Source organism: Paenibacillus septentrionalis, from assembly GCF_042659865.1.
Taxonomy (GTDB): Bacteria; Bacillota; Bacilli; order Paenibacillales; family Paenibacillaceae; genus Pristimantibacillus; species Pristimantibacillus septentrionalis.
In genome coordinates this window covers 100770-118574 of record NZ_JBHSTE010000008.1, presented here as the reverse complement: position 1 = coordinate 118574, position 17805 = coordinate 100770, and the positions used below count along the sequence as shown (strand labels likewise).

Sequence of the window (17805 nt, the reverse complement as noted above, 5' to 3'; positions counted from 1 at the left end):
CTTATTGCTGATCGCAATAGGCAGCTTTTTTTTAGGAGTCTTAACGTCAGTGGACAAACTAGCTTGAAGGCAGGCAAGTATAGTAAGATAAGAAGTGACTGCACTTTAAAGAGGTGAAACAAGTTGCCTGCATATTCAGATTTGGTATGGATTATTCCTATATTATATGGATGTATATTTTTGCTTGGATTAACAATAGGTAGAAGCAATCAAAGCACGATGGTTGCAAGCAGTTTGATTTTGTCTGCTGCGGCCTGTGTGATTGCGATTGGCGTGATATGGGAAAGAACTAGAATACAAGCAGAGGACTATAGCTTTGACTTTGATTGGTTAATCGTTGGCGATACAATCTATCGTATTGGCTATGAGCTTAACAATCTGTCAGCGTGGCTGCTCATTTTAATAACAGGTGTTAATTTGCTGCTTCTCTGTCTACTTTATCACAAAGAGGCAAAGCAGGAACTTGCCTCGATCTATGGTTACATAGGCCTGCTGCTTTTTGCAGCGAGTGGACTCGTATTAGCGGATCATATGCTTACTTTCCTGGCATGTGCAATACTAATGAACTGCAGCATTTTCTTGCTGTTGTCTCATCCCGTATATGGCAGCAAGCCTAAGGCAGCTTTTCGTTATATTACAGCACAATTGTTTGGTTACGTAGTTTTTTTCATTGCATTGACAGGCTTGTACTGGTACATGCCTAATCATTCTTTGCAATTTACGATGATTGAAACGATTTTTAGCGGTCCAGCACTTGATTTTACATATCGGATGAAAGTGATCATAGCGGGTGCATTTGTCGTGAGCGCGCTGCTTCTATCGGGGATGTTTCCTTATACCTATTGGATGAAGCATGTAGAGATGGAACGCCCTATTTTGCGAGTGGTTATATATTGCTTTGGCAATGCACTGCTGCCTGTTTATATATTGCTTCGTTTTCAGGTCATCATTACGGGAGTGAATGATGTGATGCTGCTGTGCAAGGTGGTTGGAGCAACTGCAGTCATTTGGTGTACGCTACGTATGTTGTTCAACGCACAACAGGCGCTCGTTTATATCGGGATGATTCTGATTGGCATGATCATATATGCATATGGGCATGAGGCATATGCATACGTGCTCATTCAGCTAACTGTGATTATGCTTTCGATAATCGTAATTTATGGCTCGATCCTGCAAGCATCTTCAACCGTTGTATTTGGTGCTTTTCTCATTGCTGTATTAACGTTAATTGGTGTACCGCCGCTTGGCGGCTATTGGATGCAGCAGTCACTAGTTGCGACAATCGGCGCAGAAAGCAATGGTTGGTATGTGGTTACGTTGCTCGTTGTCATGTGCTCTGCTTTGGCATCAACGATCTACTTTACAACGTATTGGAAGAAGCAATTCAAGCTAACGAGACGCGGCATCATCGCGATTGTAGCATGGCCTTCTCTGCTGCTTATTGTGCTAGGCTTGCTTTGGCTAGTGAATAGTGATCGGATGGAGCTGTGGTTGTTTGGCCGCGTTACAATGGAATCAATGAGGCTTGTTCCGATGCTGCTGACCATGCTCAGTGTCGCAATTGGCGTTGTTATTGCCTGGTTGTTCAGCGAGCGCATTACGGAGGCTTTTTCGAGTTCGCTGCACAATATCGATGAGCGTTTCCGTCATTACGCTGAAAAGCTAAGTGCTAAGATTGTCAGGCTAGGCAGCCTGATTGTACGTTTTGGTCAGTTGATCGAGCGTGTTATTGTACAGATTTTGACGGTGTGGCTGCCTTATCCATTCCGCAATATCAGTCGTGCAGGTGCTCAGGCTAGTAACTGGATTAGTATAGGCATGGTTGCAGCGATCACTGTACTTGTGACAGCACTATGGTATGGATTAAGGGGGGGATAACGCTGGACAATCTGTTATTGCAATTATTGTTGGTGGCGCCTATTGTCTCAGCGGGTGTATTAGCCTTGTGCTACCGCGCCAATCTACTTGTTTTTCGTCGCATAGCTCTTACAGGTGCAGGCGTACCACTGCTGTTGCTACTAGCATTTGTCTATCAAGCTGCACAGCATGGCAGTCTTGTTGATTTCTATGTGACATATGATAGTCGTGTATCGATATTCAGCTTTAGCTATGGAATGGATAGCGTATCTCTCTGGTTGTCACTCATTTCAAGTTTGGTTTTGCTAGCCGCACTAATGGCGGCTGTTTATATCAAAAAGCGGCATAAACCTTTCTATCTTTTGCTGTTGCTCGTACAGGCTGTTCTATTACATATATATGCTAGTCGCGATGGTTTATTGTTGTGTGCCGCAATACTGCTGCTGGCATTCTTATTTTTGTTGCTGATCGGGATATGGGGAGAAGAAGGGGCGGTCCGTACTGCACGACGTCTTTTCTATTGGCAGCTTGCTGGAGTGTTTTTCATCTCAATGAGCTGCATTCTCCTGCTAAGCATTAACATGTCATATTTGCAGTCTTCACATGTACAACTTGGGCAGCTGCCGCTTCATGATCTGCAGCTATATATTACGAATGCAGCGGAACAAGACCAGCGTGTATTGGCATTTATTATGCTATTACTAGGTTTAACGTGTTTTATCCCTGTAATTGGTTTGCATCGTCCGTTTCTGGCCGTATATCGGCATAGTCATTATGTAGTGTCAATGCTGTATAGCACGACGATGGGTTCGCTTGGCATCTATGTATTCTATCAGCTCGGACTTGCGTATTTTACAGATCTCATTTATGCCATACGCGAGCCAATCATATGGATAATGGGCATTCAATTGCTTATCGCGGGAATTAGTCTATGGCGCCAGCATGAGCTGAAGGGCTGGCTCGCGTACAGTGTGTGGGGCCAGTATTCTTTTTTTATCGTCCTGTTGCTTTCAAAATCTGAGCTTGGGTTGACGATGCTATGGCTTCAGGTTCTCTCCTTTCAGCTATTAGCTGCCCTGCTATGCATCTTGCTTGCAGCACTTCATGAGAGAACTCAGGAGTCGCGACTTGATAAATTGAATGGTAGCTTTAAGAAGATACCTTATGCAACCGGGCTGTTTACCGTTGCGGTATTAGGCTGGATAGGTTTGCCTGGACTTTCTCATTTTTTAGGCAGCTATCACACATTATTGTTCAGCTTCTCCGTCAATCGCTGGATAACGGTGCTCATTGTTCTCGGTTTGATTAGTATTGTAGCCTATAATTTGCGTTTATTGATTCAGATGCAACATGGACAAGCTGATCTGCGTATCACTAATGTGGCCGATCTTAGGTTCATTGAAGCAATTCCTGCTATTCTGTTACTAACGATGGTTGTGGTGCTTGGCTGCTATCCGATTATTGCGGTCGATGTTATGGGAACTGAGTTGCATCAGCTGCATCGTTTTTGGGAGCATATTGGCAGCGTTGCAACAATGGATAGTGTCAATTATTTGGCTATATTTGATATGAATAGCGAGGTATGGAATCTTCCAGTAATAGCATGTGTCGTGATGTCACTTGCAATATGGCTTGTAAATCATAAACAAACGAGTGTCTATCGCATGCTGATGTGGCAGGCTGTGTATCATACGCTTACACTTGTTGTTGTAGTATCGAGCACAGAAGCGTTAGCAGCAGAGCTTCCTTTACAAAGAACGGTTTTCATAGCAATTTGGTATGGATTAATGCTGCTAGGCAGCTATAGCATGTTTAAAGCGGTGCTCGATCCGCTGCACAAGAATATCAATGCGCTAACAGGACTTTATCATCGTAAGCCAAGGCAGGCTATTATGCTGCTGTTGTTTATGCTTGCCTTGATGTCTGCACCGCTGTCAGCAGGTTTCTCGTATCAGCTTAGCATGATCGAGCTATGGAGCTTCGAGGGACAATATGGTCTGATTCTGTTATGGCTTGTTGCCCATGCCTTAATGGCTACCATCCCGCTGGAGTACATTATTCAAATGTATATGACAAAAGAAACAATGCATGAGGCTTCGGCAAGCAAACATGCTCCGAAGGCTTGGGTGTACATAGGCTGCAGTTGTTTGGCACTGTTGCTTGCACTGACGCTTTGGATGTAAGAAAGTGGGGATATTCATGACTGAAGGGTTGCAAGGGTTGTTTTCCATCATTGTGGTCATACTAAGTATCTTATTCGTATGGATGCTGCTTGCGGAAGTTGCTTGGGATAAACTGTTAAAAAACCGAAACAGTCCAAAATCCAGAATGTTGCAAATCGTCATTGCCGTTGCACTGGGCTATCAGCTTAGCAGCTTTTTATTGCAATACTTGGGTTTCTCCACAATGCTCCAAGATTTTGTAGAATAACTCGCTTGGATTCTGCAAACACTTGGTATCAATAGACGATTGATGGCGTTTTCCAATCGTATGGAAAGGAAATCGACAATATTAGTACGAATGAAAATTAATGTTGTCGATTTATAGGTAATAATGTTAAGATGGTGTTTAATGAGTGTATGATAATACTCTAATTGTAATAATTTGGTAATTGATAAATATGATTCGCGGAGGGACGCAAGATGGCAAAAATTATCGTCCGCGGAGGTCAACGATTGATGGGAACGGTGCGTGTAAGTGGTGCTAAAAACGCGGTGCTCCCTATTCTTGCGGCCTCATTATTAGCGACTGAAGGTAAAAGTGTAATTACAGATGTTCCTGTATTAGATGATGTAATGACTATTCGAGAGGTATTGAGTTCGCTTGGAGCGGATACACATTTTGATCAGGAAACGATGACGATATCGGCAGCACAAATTACATCGACAGAGGCTCCATACGAATTGATACGCAAGATGAGAGCGTCCTTTCTAGTTATGGGACCATTGCTTGCTCGCGTAGGCCGTGTGAAGATCTCGTTGCCTGGCGGATGTGCAATCGGTTCGCGTCCAATTGAACAGCATCTTAAAGGGTTTGAAGCCATGGGTGCTACCATTCAACTGGATCAAGGTGCGATTGAGGCAGTGTGTCCTCAGGGGCTTCAAGGTGCAAAAATATACTTGGATGTTGCAAGTGTGGGAGCCACCGAGAACATCATGATGGCAGCTTCATTGGCAAATGGGACAACAATTATTGAAAATGCTGCAAGAGAGCCTGAAATTGTAGACCTTGCCAACTATATCAATGCAATGGGTGGAAAAGTAAGAGGTGCTGGTACGGGTATTATTCGTATTGAAGGCGTAGAGGCGCTTCACGGCGCAAACCATGGCGTTATTCCAGATCGTATTGAAGCTGGCACTTATATGATTGCGACTGCTATTACTGGCGGTGATGTATTTATTGAGGGTGCAATTGCAGATCATCTTGCACCTGTGATCTCCAAATTAGAAGAAATGGGCGTTCATATCGATGCTCACGATCATGGCGTTCATGTTAAGGCTTCTCAGCCTCTAAAGTCTGTGGACGTTAAAACACTGCCCCATCCTGGATTCCCCACTGACATGCAATCGCAAATGATGGCGCTTCTGCTTGTTTCTGATGGAACTAGCGTGGTGACAGAAACGGTTTTTGAAAATCGCTTTATGCATGTTGAAGAATTTTTGAAAATGTCAGCAAATATTAAGGTGGATGGCAGAACAGCTGTTGTAACAGGTAAGTCCCTTTTAACGGGTGCAAAAGTAACAGCTTCAGATTTGCGAGCAGGTGCAGCGTTAATTTGCGCAGGACTTGTAGCTGAAGGTGAAACGATTATAGACGGACTTCATCATATCGATCGGGGCTATGTAGATATCACGGGAAAACTGGCTTCGCTCGGTGCTAGTATCAAGCGTATTGGAGATCGCGAGGAAGAAGCAGTTTCCAAGTCAGCAAAGCTAATGCAAGAGCCTGTCTTGTCTCAGGTGCAAGAGCTAATGGCATAATGAAACATACTAATAAAGACGATGCGTGCTACTTGCTAGATACGTGTCGTTTTTTTGTGGCCATTTTTGGTAACGAATGTGTGAAATTTAAGCTCTAGTAGTGATCTATGATTCTATTCTATCAACCTTGTTCATAGGATGTAACAAAGATAGGGGATAGAGGAGTAGATAAGATGAAGTCAAATACAGCCCAACTTACGAAAAAGAATAAGGCCTTGCTGATGCTTGCAGTCGCTATGGTAATCGTAACCTTGACGGTACATAAGTACATCAACAGTCAGCATTCAAAACAGCATTCTATTCCAACCGTTTATGCGCTGGAGCACAATGTTGAGCAAACTGCAACCGCAACTATAGCCAGTACCAACTCTGAGCAGAGCAGGCGTTACAGCTACAGCGCATCCATAGGCAAGCAGCATGAGCGAAGCAATCAGGAGATTAAGCGTCAAGCAATAGAAAGGCCTGCTTCAGATGTATCGAACTATGATGAGAGTGCGTTAGTCGTATCTGAGGATGGTCCTGTCGTATCAGTTTATATTAGCAGCGAGAAGCGTGTTGAGAAGCTTCCGATTGAGCGTTATGTATTGAGCGTTGCGCTTGCTGAACTGCCGGGAAGCTTTGAGCTTGAGGCGATTAAAGCACAGATGATTGCGATACGGACATACATTACCCGCAGGCTGCTGCAGGCGTCAGAGCAGGTCGAATATCTCGTTACGGACACAACGAGAGATCAGGTTTATTTGAAGAACGATAAAGTCCAACAGTATGCGCAAGAATATCCGGAGTATTATCAAAAATTTGTGCAGGCGGTTAAGGAAACAGAAGGTTGGATTATCAGCTATCAGGATGAACCGATTGACGCAGTGTTTTTCTCAACAAGCAATGGCTATACAGAAAATGCTGATCAGGTATGGGGACAGCAGGTTGCTTACTTGCAAAGCGTAGCAAGTCCATGGGACGCAGAATTGTCACCTAACTTCGAAACAGAATTCAGCTACAGCTTCGAGGAGCTCTATGAGCGTCTTAATTTGAAAAATAGTCGGAGAAACGGCAAGGTTAGTATTAATCATGTTTCTCGCAACGAGAGTGGGAGAATCGAATCGCTTGATGTAAACGGTGCTAGCTTTACAGGGAAAGAGTTGAGAGAAAAGCTCGAGCTATCCTCAACGGATATGCAATGGGCTATAGATCATAAAAACAAGCGAATTACATTCGTATGCTTCGGTTATGGACATGGTGTTGGCTTGAGTCAATGGGGGGCAAACGGGATGGCTCAGCAGGGTTATCTAGCGAATGAAATTATTGAACATTACTATACAGACATAGAGCTAGAGCAGCTAAACTTATAAGCTTGCAAAAAACTAGTAAAAATTCAAGTATGTCACGTATAAAGCTAGTCAATCTGGCAACAATGGCTAGTGAGGTGATATAAATGAATGAATTTAACGATCAAAACAAATCACAATCAACGGAGGATTCTCTTAAAACTGAAAAGAGAGGATCTCATGTTGCAAAACCAGCTTCAGGCGTGAAAAGGCTGCTTACCCAAAAATGGTTTTCTCCAGCATTGTTTATGATTACAGCAGCAATCATCGTTACCTTACTGTGGGTATATCAGGACAGAATGACCGATCAGCCTACCACAGGAACGGAGGTAACTGAAGAGGGCACTGACATCAGCAATGAAACAGACAAGGAAGCGATTGTAGATGTAGATGCAACGGATGAAATCGCTGCAACAGGCGAGGATATGCAGTGGCCAGTTGCTAATATCAATGAGCTTGAGATTGAGATTCCATTCTACGACACACGTGCAACTGCTGAAGAAAACGAAGCAGCAATCATTCAAGTCGGCACAACATTTGCTCCTCATATGGGCATTGATTTTGTGCATCCACAAGGTGAGGCATTTGACGTAATGGCTGCACTAGGCGGGAAGGTAACCGTTGTTGAAAACAATGCGATTAATGGCAACCAAGTTCACATTGATCACGGCAACGGGTTTGTTACGGTATATCAAAGCTTAAGTGATATTACAGTCAAAGAAGGCGATGAGGTTGAGCAAGGAATGGTTATCGCCAAGGCTGGACGCAGTGATGTAGAACGTGATCTAGGTGTACATCTTCACTTTGAAGCTAGACTAAACGGAAGCAGTGTTAATCCTAGCGACTATATCGCAGAGTAATGCAAGAGAGGGTCTATCCCCAATATTGGGGATAGACCTTTTTTGTGTCATAATTTCGAATAGTCTCGCATATTGGAGAGACTAAGGGACAAGCTGAAGCAGGCGATTTGAAAAATATTTATTGCATTTGTTGCCTAACAAGCTTGGACACAACGAATATCTGCTGGACCTACTCATATAATGTACCAAACTTAATACGAGTAGGGAGGCGGGAGCGTGCACGATTACATCAAGGAGCGAACGATTAAAATTGGCCGCTGCTTAGTAGAAACGAAGCAGACGGTTCGTACGATCGCGAAAGAATTCGGTGTATCTAAAAGTACGGTGCATAAGGATTTAACGGAGCGATTGCCAGAAATTAACCCTGAGTTAGCTGATCAAGTGAAGCACATTCTCGAGTATCATAAGTCGATCCGTCATTTGCGTGGTGGCGAGGCAACAAAAATTAAGTATAAAAAAAATGCTCCTAAAAAACGAGAGGTACTTACAGCAGGCAATACGAAGTAATGTGCAGCATTGATTTTCCTCTGTCAGATAAATACCAATATAAAATTATTTTTAAGGAGAGGATTTTCTAAGATTTTGGCGAATAATGTTAGTATCTGTGATTTTTTCCGGTGAGGAATTACAATACATTATTCGTTGGAGGACTAAGGCCTGATGTTTAGTAAGGATATTGGTATTGATCTTGGTACGGCGAACGTATCCATTCATGTAAAAGGTAAAGGTGTAGTACTCGATGAGCCTTCTGTTGTTGCAATCGAGAGTGATACAAAGAAAGTGCTTGCCGTTGGGGAAGAAGCTCATCGCATGGTAGGTCGTACTCCTGGTAATATTGTGGCGATTCGCCCTCTTCGCGATGGCGTCATTGCTGATTTTGATATTACTGAAATTATGCTTAAGGAATTTATTCATCGTGTGGATGGACGCACTTGGTACTCACGTCCGCGTATCTTGATCTGCGCACCAACGAACATCACTTCTGTTGAACAGAAGGCCATTCGCGAAGCTGCAGAAAGAAGCGGCGCAAAGGACGTGTACTTAGAAGAAGAACCAAAGGCTGCCGCTATAGGGGCTGGAATGGATATTTTCCAGCCTAGCGGCAACATGGTGGTTGACATCGGCGGCGGAACGACTGACGTAGCCGTATTATCTATGGGCGATATCGTAACGGCCTCTTCTATTAAGGTTGCTGGAGACAAGTTTGACGAAGCGATTATGAAATATATTAAAAACAAGTACAAGCTGCTGATCGGCGAACGTACAAGTGAAGATATTAAAATTCGCATCGGAACAGTACTTGAGAATGCGCCTGTTGAAGAAATTGATATTCGTGGACGAGATATGGTAACCGGTCTGCCGCAAACTCTGACCATTCGTTCTAATGAAGTTCGTGAAGCGCTGTGGGATCCAATTATGACCATCGTATCCGCAGCTAAATATGTGTTAGAGCAAACTCCGCCTGAGCTATCGGCTGATATTATTGATCGCGGCGTAATTTTGACTGGAGGCGGAGCGCTGTTAGGTGGTTTTGATTCGTTATTATCCGATCAGTTGAAAGTCCCGGTTCTCATTGCAGATAATCCAATGCACTGTGTCGTAAAAGGCACAGGCATTCTTCTGGATAATTTGGACAAGCTTAAACGTTAGTAAAATTGAAGTGAAAACAGGCGAATAGGCACAGGTAAGACGTCATAAGGGGGACGTGCTGAAGTGCTTATTCGCGGTTCGATCGTACTATTCACTTAATGCATCCTACGTCCGATAAACATAAGAAGATAGGATGATGAGGAGGAGCAGCATGCTTAGAGGTCTTTATTCAGCTGCCTCAGGCTTAACGAGTCAGCAGCGCAGACATGATACAATTACCAACAATATTGCCAATATAGAAACAGCAGGATACAAGCAAACGACTACACCGCTGCGTTCCTTTAACGACATGCTGCTGTCTTTGACTGGTGTGGATAGCAATCAGCCTAAAACGATTGGAACTTGGACAGGGAATGTTTTTGCTGAGGAGAGCCTTACGTATCATTTGCAGGGTGATGTAACACAGACGAACAACCGCAATGATTTTGCGATTATTTCAAATATTGCAGTAGATGGTCTTGCTTTTGACCAATCCGGTAAAGCGGTAGGCGCTAATGGAGAGGTTGTCTTTCAGCCACAGGCCTATTTCACTGTGCAAAATGCGCAAGGTGAGCTGCGCTATACGAGAGGCGGACAATTTTCGGTCAACAGTGAGGGGTATCTTACCACAAGCACAGGCGATTATGTGCTGGGTACGAATAATGAGCCTATTATACTGCCTGCAGGTGTCAGCATTGATGAGCTGATACTTACAAGTGATCGTCGTCTTGTTACATCAGCGGGCAACGACACAGGACTTCAGTTGCTCATTTCACGCATAGACAATCCATATCTTCTAGTACGTGAGGGAGATGGCAAATTTAGATTGGCAGAAGGCACGGCGGCTGCCATTGATGATGCTGATGCTGTAGAAGTACGCCAAGGCTATATTGAACATTCCAATGTTGATATAACGCAGGCATCTGTTGATCTGATGGCAGCACTGCGAGCTTACGAAGCGAATCAAAAAGTGGTACAATTCTATGATACAACGTTGCAAAAAACAGCAAACGAAATTGGCAGAATTGGCTAAGGGGGTGTTGATGCAGCATGAATAGCTCGATGATTAAAGCATTAAATTCGATGAACTCCTATCAAATGAAGCTGGATACGATTGCTGATAATGTAGCAAATTCCAATACGGTAGGATATAAGAAAAAATCAACGGTATTTGAGGATCTGCTGACAAATACAAAAAATCAGCCGGAGGCCTTCGGGCTTGATGGCAGACGTGCTCCACTGGGCTTGAATCAAGGCTGGGGCTCGCGTGTGGCAGGAATCTCTACTGATTTTTCACAAGGCACATTTAATGAGACTGGCGTGTTGACTGATCTGGCGATTGAGGGGAACGCGCTGTTCGAGGTGCAGGTTGACGAAGGCACAACTGCCTATACGAGAGACGGCTCCTTTCAAATTAGTATTAATGCAGCGGGCGAGCCTGTGCTCACAACTTCACAGGGCTATCCGGTCATGGCTACTCTGCCTGATGGCTCACAAGGCAGAATTGTGATTCCAGATGGGTATTCGATGCAGGTGCTGTCTAACGGATCGGTTAATGCGGTAAATGAGCTGGGTGATTCTATTGCGCTTGGACAAATTCGATTGGTTGAAGCAGTTCGTCCTGATGCGCTTATACAGGCAGCAGACAACTTGTTTACCGTAGCGCCAGGAGCAGTTGCAGCGCAAGCAGTAGTACAGATTCAGCCTGATGCGAACAATCGCCTCGCGATTCATCAGGGCTATGTGGAACAGTCCAATGTAGACCTTTCTACAGAAATGACCGATATGATTAAAGTTCAGCGTGCATATCAGCTAGCAGCAAGAGCCCTAAGTTCTAGTGATACGATGATGCAACTAGCGAACAATCTGCGCAGTAGTTAGAACGAAGGTGAAGAAATGAGTGAAAAAAGATACGACGATGAAAAACAGGGAATAGATCCCATTCTAGAAGAATGGAAAAATAAAGGGCAAGAGGTTTCTACAAAGCGTGCAGACAAGCATCGTGCTGCTGGCAGAATGGAATCTTTCTTATCCCGTTTTTCTCGCCGTGGCAAGGAAGAGCAACGTAAATCTGCTGCCAATAATGAAGCGATCCATTCCGCTTATGCTGAGTCAGTAGAAGTGGAAGAGGAGGAGCACCCGCGAAAGAAAGCTCCGTTATGGGCACGCAGTCTGTTTTGGATTGTGCGCAAAAGTATAGCACCGCTTATTATGATCGTTATGCTGTTGATTGGTCTGTACATCGGATATGTCATAATGGGCGATCAACCGAAGGAAGAAGTGTTTCAATTCAGCACATACAAGCATCTATGGGACCTGATTTTTTCTGAATCATAGACCGCTTTATGTATAGAGACGAAAGTGATAATCAGTCAGCAGCTTGCTGGCTGATTTTTACTTTTCGTTAAGTTTTCATTTTTCATAAGGTAGTCTATAATAGTTGAAAGCTAGGTAAAATCACACAGCACAAAGAAGCTTGCCTACATTAGAACCAATGTTCTTGCAAGCAAGCTTCCTTATCTCAACCTTCATTTCCTGCAGGACATTGAAGGATAGCTATAGTATAGGTTTGACAAGCTAATTTTATACGTAAAAGATTGATAAAACGAAAAGAGGGATATGACTAATGTTGGATATTAATGAAATTCAAAAAATCATACCGCATCGCCCACCGTTTCTGCTTGTGGATCGCATTACGGAAGTCGTTCCAGGTGAACGCGCAGTCGGTCTTAAAAATGTAACGATGAATGAACCTTATTTTGTTGGACATTTTCCCGGTTATCCGGTTATGCCGGGCGTTCTTATTGTAGAGGCTCTTGCTCAGGTTGGATCAGTCGCAATGCTGATGGTAGAGGCAAACAAAGGGAAACTTGGTTTTTTTGCTGGAATCGATGGCTTCCGTTTCCGCGGACAAGTCAAGCCAGGCGATACGTTGACGCTTGAAGTTGAGATTACACGATTAAAAGGCCCTATTGGTAAAGGCAAAGGCATTGCGAAAGTCGACGGTAAAGTAGTAGCTGAAGGCGAGCTTATGTTTGCTCTTTCTGACGCCAATCAAGAATAAGAATCAAGGACAGGAAAGAAGGGTATCAAATGACACAATTATCACAAGAACAGGCAAAGAGCAGATACGAGAGCTGGCTGAATGATTCCAATATTGATGAGGCGACAAAGCAGGAGCTTAGAGGCTTGGCGGATGAGCAAGAAATTATGGATCGATTCTATCGCGACCTGGAGTTTGGCACGGGCGGCTTGCGCGGGGTTATGGGAGCTGGTACGAATCGTCTCAATGCTTATACGGTAGGGAAAGCGACGCAAGGTTTAGCGAATTGGCTATTGGCACAACGGCTTGAGCAGCCGTCAGCAGTAATTGCGCATGATTCTCGCAACAACTCGCCACAGTTTGCTCTGGATGCGGCGCTAGTCTTAGCGGCAAATGGAATTCGAACCTATCTATTCCGTTCATTGCGCCCTACACCGCAGTTGTCGTTTGCTATTCGTAACTTGAGAGCTAGTACGGGTGTCGTTGTAACTGCAAGTCATAACCCGCCTGAATATAATGGCTACAAAGCGTATGGAGCAGATGGTTGTCAATTGATTCCAGAGGAAGCAGAACAGGTTATTGCATCGATCGCACGGATCAGTAGCTTTGACGAGGTTAAACGTCTATCGCAAGCTGAAGCTGAGCAGGCTGGATTGCTTGTATGGCTTGATGAAGCAATCGATCAGGCATACGTTGAAACCGTTGTAGCACAAAGTGTTAATCAATCCCTATTACAGGGAGAACTGGGACAAACTTTTAAAGTCGTGTTCACGCCGCTTCACGGATCGGGCAATATGCCGGTTCGCGATGTGCTTGCTGCAGCAGGCTTTAAGCAGGTGCATGTTGTTGCTGAGCAAGAGCAGCCAGATGGTAATTTCAGCACTGTTAAATCACCAAATCCGGAAGAAAAAGAAGCCTTTACGCTGGCAATCGAGCTAGCTCGAAAAGTTGGGGCGGATGTCATTATTGGAACGGATCCTGATGCTGATCGTATGGGAGCTGTCGTTAAGAACAATGAAGGCGAATATGTGGTGCTGACCGGTAATCAGTCGGGCGCGCTCATGATCCACTACTTACTAAGCCAGTTGAAGGAACGAGGACAATTACCAAACAATGGGGTTGTCATTAAAACCATTGTAACAAGCGAGATGGGTGAAGTAATTGCCAAGCATTATGGCGCTAGTGTAGAAAATACGCTAACAGGCTTTAAATATATAGGAGAAAAAATGACTCGTTATGAGCAAACAGGTGAGAAAACCTTCTTGTTTGGTTATGAAGAGAGCTACGGATACTTGACAGGTACTTATGCTCGAGATAAAGATGCGATTGTAGCGTCTATGCTGATCTGTGAAGCGGCTGCATATTATAGCACACAAGGCAAAACATTGTATGATGTATTGCAGGAGCTCTACGAGCAGTTTGGCTACTTCCTGGAGAGTCAGCAATCTCGTACATTGAAGGGTATCGATGGCGTCGCGCAAATCCAGTCCATTATGACTAGCTTCCGGGAACATCCTCCAACAGAAGTGGCTGGCGTTGCTGTTACAAGCGTTCTGGACTATTCGATGGGTCTGGACGGCTTACGCCCAGAAAACGTATTGAAATATATGCTGCAAGACGGCTCTTGGTTCTGCCTGAGACCGTCTGGAACGGAGCCTAAAATTAAGGTGTACTTTGCAGTCAAGGGCACTTCAGCAGCTGATGCAGAGGCTAAGCAAACCGCGATTAGTGAAGCAGTAATGAAGCGTGTAGACGGGATTTAAGAAGGAATAAACGATAAGAATCGCATATATCAGCAGTAGGGTTGCCTGTTAAGCTTGCTTAATTGGCAATCCTGCCTTTGCTTGAGTTATCGTTCTTAGAAATTGGAGGGTTACTGTGCGTTGGAAGCAATTGAACAAAAAAGCTAGAGCGATTCTATGGATCATTACATTGATCGGTGTGATTGCAGCTATGCCACTAGCCGTGCTGCGTGTCAACATGGAATCCTCGGCAGACACCGTTGAATATGTATTTGACTACCGCGATTTAGAAGAAATCGCTAACTACCAGAGTGATGTAGCGTCGTTCATCGATGAGAAGCTGCTTGCTTTGAGGGATGCGGGCGTAAAATCAATGTCGTTGTATGAAAGCTCATTGCGTGATTTGATGCAATCTGGACGTCTAGTCTATTACAACGAAAAAGAAATGGCGACCTTGCAAGGTAATGTGCTAGATACAAATGTCAACCATACCTACGTTGTATTTCCAGGTCAGCATGAGGCTGATCTCATTGCACCTATTATTGAGCAAGAGTTCGAGCGGCAAGGGGTTAATGTCGTTGAATGGTCGTATGAGGATAAGCCAGGTGTAATTATTGAAGAGGCGATTAATGCGGCTACCTTGAAAACACTTGATTTTGACCCTATTACGATTGAGCAGCTTTCCAGCTATGGATTTCAGATTATTGCTCGGTTTTCAGATCGTGTACAGCCTTATAATGCAGGGATGGTTGAAAGGCAATTGGAGCGTCTGCATGAGTATGGTGTAACTCGCATTATATTTGACGGCGCGAGAGCAAAGGGTTCGACTGACCAGCCTGAGCTGAAAAGCTTGAATCATTTTGCTGGACAATTAAAGCAGTATGGAATGGGTATTGCCGCTATTGAAAATTTAAGAGTACCGCAGACGGGTATGAACACGCTGGCGTATTTGCTCGACTATGATGTGGTCCGTCTGTACTCATTATCCGATAGCGACAGCTTTACGATGACACCTGAGGCGATTACGGATCGCTTTAAACTGGCTGCTAAGGATCGCAACATTCGCATGTTCTTCTTGAATGTTGGCATCAAGGCCAATGGAAACACAGGCGTTCTGGAGCATTCAGTGGACAAGCTGACCCATGCGCTTGCAGGCGAGCAAGGCATTATCGCACAAATGGACAAGGCTGGCTTCCCTGATGGAATCGCCAAAGCATTTAATTATGAAAATCCCTCTTGGGTGAAGCTGCTAAAAATGGTTGTTGTACTGGCCGCGATTGCGCTTATTACCCTTCTCGTTGGTGCATTTATCCCGAGTTCGGAAGTGCTTGTGTTTGTACTTGGACTCGTTGGTTCGGCTGGACTATTTGTATTAAACAGCTCGCTTATGGAGCAGGCGTTAGCTTTGGGAGCAGCAATTAGTGGTCCAACGCTTGGTGTCATATGGATGCTTAATCGCATTTATGCGCGCACCATAGGAGACCGCCGCATGTTAGGAAATCAAAATTGGACATTAAGCGGCACAACCCCTGTACGTGAAGGCAATATTGAAAGTGATACTTGGATATTCCCAGAGCTTCCGGTTACGAAAAGACTCGGGCTGGCGTTAAATTGGTTTGTTGTAGGTACACTTATCACGCTGAGTGCAGTGCCAATTGTTTTTGGTTTGCTGTATAACATTAAGTATAGTCTTGTTCTTGAGCAGTTTAGAGGCGTTAGCTTGCTACACCTTGCTCCATTAGCATTGATCGGAATCTATGTACTGCTGTACCGTGGTCAAGGTGCAAAAGGTACAGGTCAACGTCTATGGAAGCTGTTGAAAACACCAATCAGCCTGCTATGGGTTGTAATAGCTGTTATTGTTGCAGGAATCGGGGTATACTATTTGTCTCGTACGGGCAATAGTGGTCAGGTTTCTTCCATTGAGCTGGTTATTCGACACTGGCTGGAATCAACTGTCGGGGTACGGCCACGCTTCAAGGAATTTATGATCGGGCATCCACCGCTTATTTTAGGCTTGTTCCTTGCACTTCGCTATCGTGCGTCATGGATGCTGCTTATTGTAGGTACAATGGGTCAGCTGACGATGGTAAGCACATTTACACATATTCATTCTCCGATTATGATCTCCACGGTTCGTACCTTGCTAGGGCTAGGGCTTGGAATTGTAATTGGCTTGATGTTTATTGCAGTATGGATTGTATTGGAAGGGGTTTGGCGTAAATGGGTATGGCCGAAGCTTCAGCAACGTTTCGCGTCGTAATTTCAGGCTATTACGGCTTTAATAATAGTGGAGATGAGGCGGTGCTTCGTTCCATTCTGCTTGCACTAGAAGAACAAAGCAAAGCGGCAGGGATTACCATTATCCCTGTCGTTCTAAGCGGCAATCCGGAATGGACTACCCGTATGTATAAGGTAGAGGCCGTGTCGCGAATGCATCCTGCTTCTCTATGGCGGGCGATTTCTTCCTCTCATGCACTAATCAGTGGCGGAGGAAGTTTGCTTCAGGATGCAACCGGATTGAAGAGTGTTCCGTATTATACAGGGATCATTAAACTTGCCCAATGGTTGGGTAAACCAACATTTATCTATGCACAAGGAATAGGTCCCGTAAATCGCAAGTCCTTGTTTCCGCTTATTGTTTCCGCTATGAAAAAAAGCAGTTACATTTCAGTACGCGATGAGCAGTCGGCTCAATTTCTGAAAGCAATCGGCGTTAAGCATCCCGAAATTCATATTGTACCTGATCCGGTAATGGGAATGCCGCTTCCGGCTCATAACGAAGCTCTGCTTCATGAAACAAGCTTGAGTCGTATCGGAATATCCGTTCGTTTTTGGAACAAAGACCGATCAGATTTAAACCGAATTGGGGAAGCGTTAATCGCGCTCACAGAAAAACGCGATGTACAACTGACCTTTTTACCGTTTCACACACCTGAGGATATCGAAGCATCCGAGTATATTGTTTCAAACATAGCCTCTCGTATTGGAAAAGGGAGTGCTGTAGAAATAGCTGATCTACCAGATGATCCGCAAGTTATGCTGCAGGCCGTGTCATCATGCACTGCACTTTTTGGTATGAGGCTTCATGCATTGATCTATGCAGCGAACCAACGAGTACCGATGCTGGGGCTCTCATATGATCCCAAAATTGATCAGTTTTTAAAGCGAATCGATAGTGAGCCGATTGGAACTACCGAGCAGCTCGATCCAGATAAGTTTGCATCGGAGATGGCTTATATAGTGAATAATCGCGAGCAATGGCTTGAGCAGCATAACCGACAAATTGAGACATTAATCCAACAATCACAAAAACCAGCGCAACAAATTAGTCAAACTTTGCGTCAGAATATATCGAGGTGATTT

15 protein-coding genes are annotated in these 17805 nt (G+C 44.4%); all 15 read left to right on the top strand.

What is annotated here, in order from left to right; all coding sequences use genetic code 11:
* The first annotated feature begins 123 nt into the window (after positions 1-123).
* Positions 124-1881 (top strand): hypothetical protein, encoded by a 1758-nt coding sequence (locus ACFP56_RS20090; RefSeq protein WP_379237984.1) that lies wholly within the window; start codon positions 124-126, stop codon positions 1879-1881.
* Complete coding sequence (locus ACFP56_RS20085; RefSeq protein ID WP_379237982.1) at positions 1857-4043, top strand: proton-conducting transporter transmembrane domain-containing protein; 2187 nt, start codon at positions 1857-1859, stop codon at positions 4041-4043. Before ACFP56_RS20090 ends, ACFP56_RS20085 begins: the two co-directional genes overlap by 25 nt.
* A 16-nt stretch (positions 4044-4059) precedes the next feature.
* Positions 4060-4290: a DUF1146 family protein gene (locus ACFP56_RS20080; protein ID WP_379237980.1), complete on the top strand. Its 231-nt coding sequence runs from the start codon at positions 4060-4062 to the stop codon at positions 4288-4290.
* 212 nt (positions 4291-4502) lie between these two features.
* Positions 4503-5840 (top strand): UDP-N-acetylglucosamine 1-carboxyvinyltransferase, encoded by a 1338-nt coding sequence (gene murA / locus ACFP56_RS20075; protein WP_379237978.1) that lies wholly within the window; start codon positions 4503-4505, stop codon positions 5838-5840.
* Positions 5841-6013: 173 nt separating this feature from the next.
* On the top strand, positions 6014-7189 hold the full coding sequence (spoIID, locus tag ACFP56_RS20070; RefSeq protein WP_379237976.1) for a stage II sporulation protein D: 1176 nt from the start codon (positions 6014-6016) through the stop codon (positions 7187-7189).
* An 83-nt stretch (positions 7190-7272) separates the two neighbouring features.
* On the top strand, positions 7273-8025 hold the full coding sequence (locus ACFP56_RS20065) for a peptidoglycan DD-metalloendopeptidase family protein (RefSeq protein WP_379237974.1): 753 nt from the start codon (positions 7273-7275) through the stop codon (positions 8023-8025).
* A gap of 216 nt (positions 8026-8241) precedes the next feature.
* A complete protein-coding gene (spoIIID, locus tag ACFP56_RS20060; RefSeq protein WP_379237972.1) occupies positions 8242-8532 on the top strand; it encodes a sporulation transcriptional regulator SpoIIID in 291 nt (96 codons plus the stop codon).
* A gap of 153 nt (positions 8533-8685) precedes the next feature.
* Positions 8686-9675 carry a rod shape-determining protein MreB gene (mreB, locus tag ACFP56_RS20055; protein ID WP_379237970.1) on the top strand — a complete coding sequence of 330 codons (990 nt, stop codon included), beginning with the start codon at positions 8686-8688 and terminating at the stop codon, positions 9673-9675.
* Positions 9676-9826: 151 nt separating this feature from the next.
* Positions 9827-10687, top strand: coding sequence for a flagellar hook-basal body protein (locus ACFP56_RS20050; RefSeq protein WP_379237968.1), 861 nt, complete (start codon positions 9827-9829; stop codon positions 10685-10687).
* A gap of 17 nt (positions 10688-10704) precedes the next feature.
* Complete coding sequence (locus tag ACFP56_RS20045; RefSeq protein WP_379237966.1) at positions 10705-11535, top strand: flagellar hook-basal body protein; 831 nt, start codon at positions 10705-10707, stop codon at positions 11533-11535.
* 15 nt (positions 11536-11550) lie between these two features.
* Positions 11551-11991: a DNA-directed RNA polymerase subunit beta gene (locus tag ACFP56_RS20040; RefSeq protein ID WP_379237964.1), complete on the top strand. Its 441-nt coding sequence runs from the start codon at positions 11551-11553 to the stop codon at positions 11989-11991.
* Between the two features lie 289 nt (positions 11992-12280).
* Positions 12281-12718 carry a 3-hydroxyacyl-ACP dehydratase FabZ gene (gene fabZ / locus ACFP56_RS20035; protein ID WP_379237962.1) on the top strand — a complete coding sequence of 146 codons (438 nt, stop codon included), beginning with the start codon at positions 12281-12283 and terminating at the stop codon, positions 12716-12718.
* Between the two features lie 29 nt (positions 12719-12747).
* On the top strand, positions 12748-14460 hold the full coding sequence (locus tag ACFP56_RS20030) for a phospho-sugar mutase (RefSeq protein ID WP_379237960.1): 1713 nt from the start codon (positions 12748-12750) through the stop codon (positions 14458-14460).
* A 115-nt stretch (positions 14461-14575) separates the two neighbouring features.
* The gene (locus ACFP56_RS20025) at positions 14576-16702 is read left to right on the top strand and encodes a DUF5693 family protein (RefSeq protein ID WP_379237958.1); all 2127 of its coding nucleotides are present in this window, start codon (positions 14576-14578) and stop codon (positions 16700-16702) included.
* On the top strand, positions 16663-17802 hold the full coding sequence (csaB, locus tag ACFP56_RS20020) for a polysaccharide pyruvyl transferase CsaB (RefSeq protein WP_379237956.1): 1140 nt from the start codon (positions 16663-16665) through the stop codon (positions 17800-17802). The genes ACFP56_RS20025 and csaB overlap by 40 nt, the downstream gene beginning before the upstream one ends.
* Positions 17803-17805: the final 3 nt, after the last annotated feature.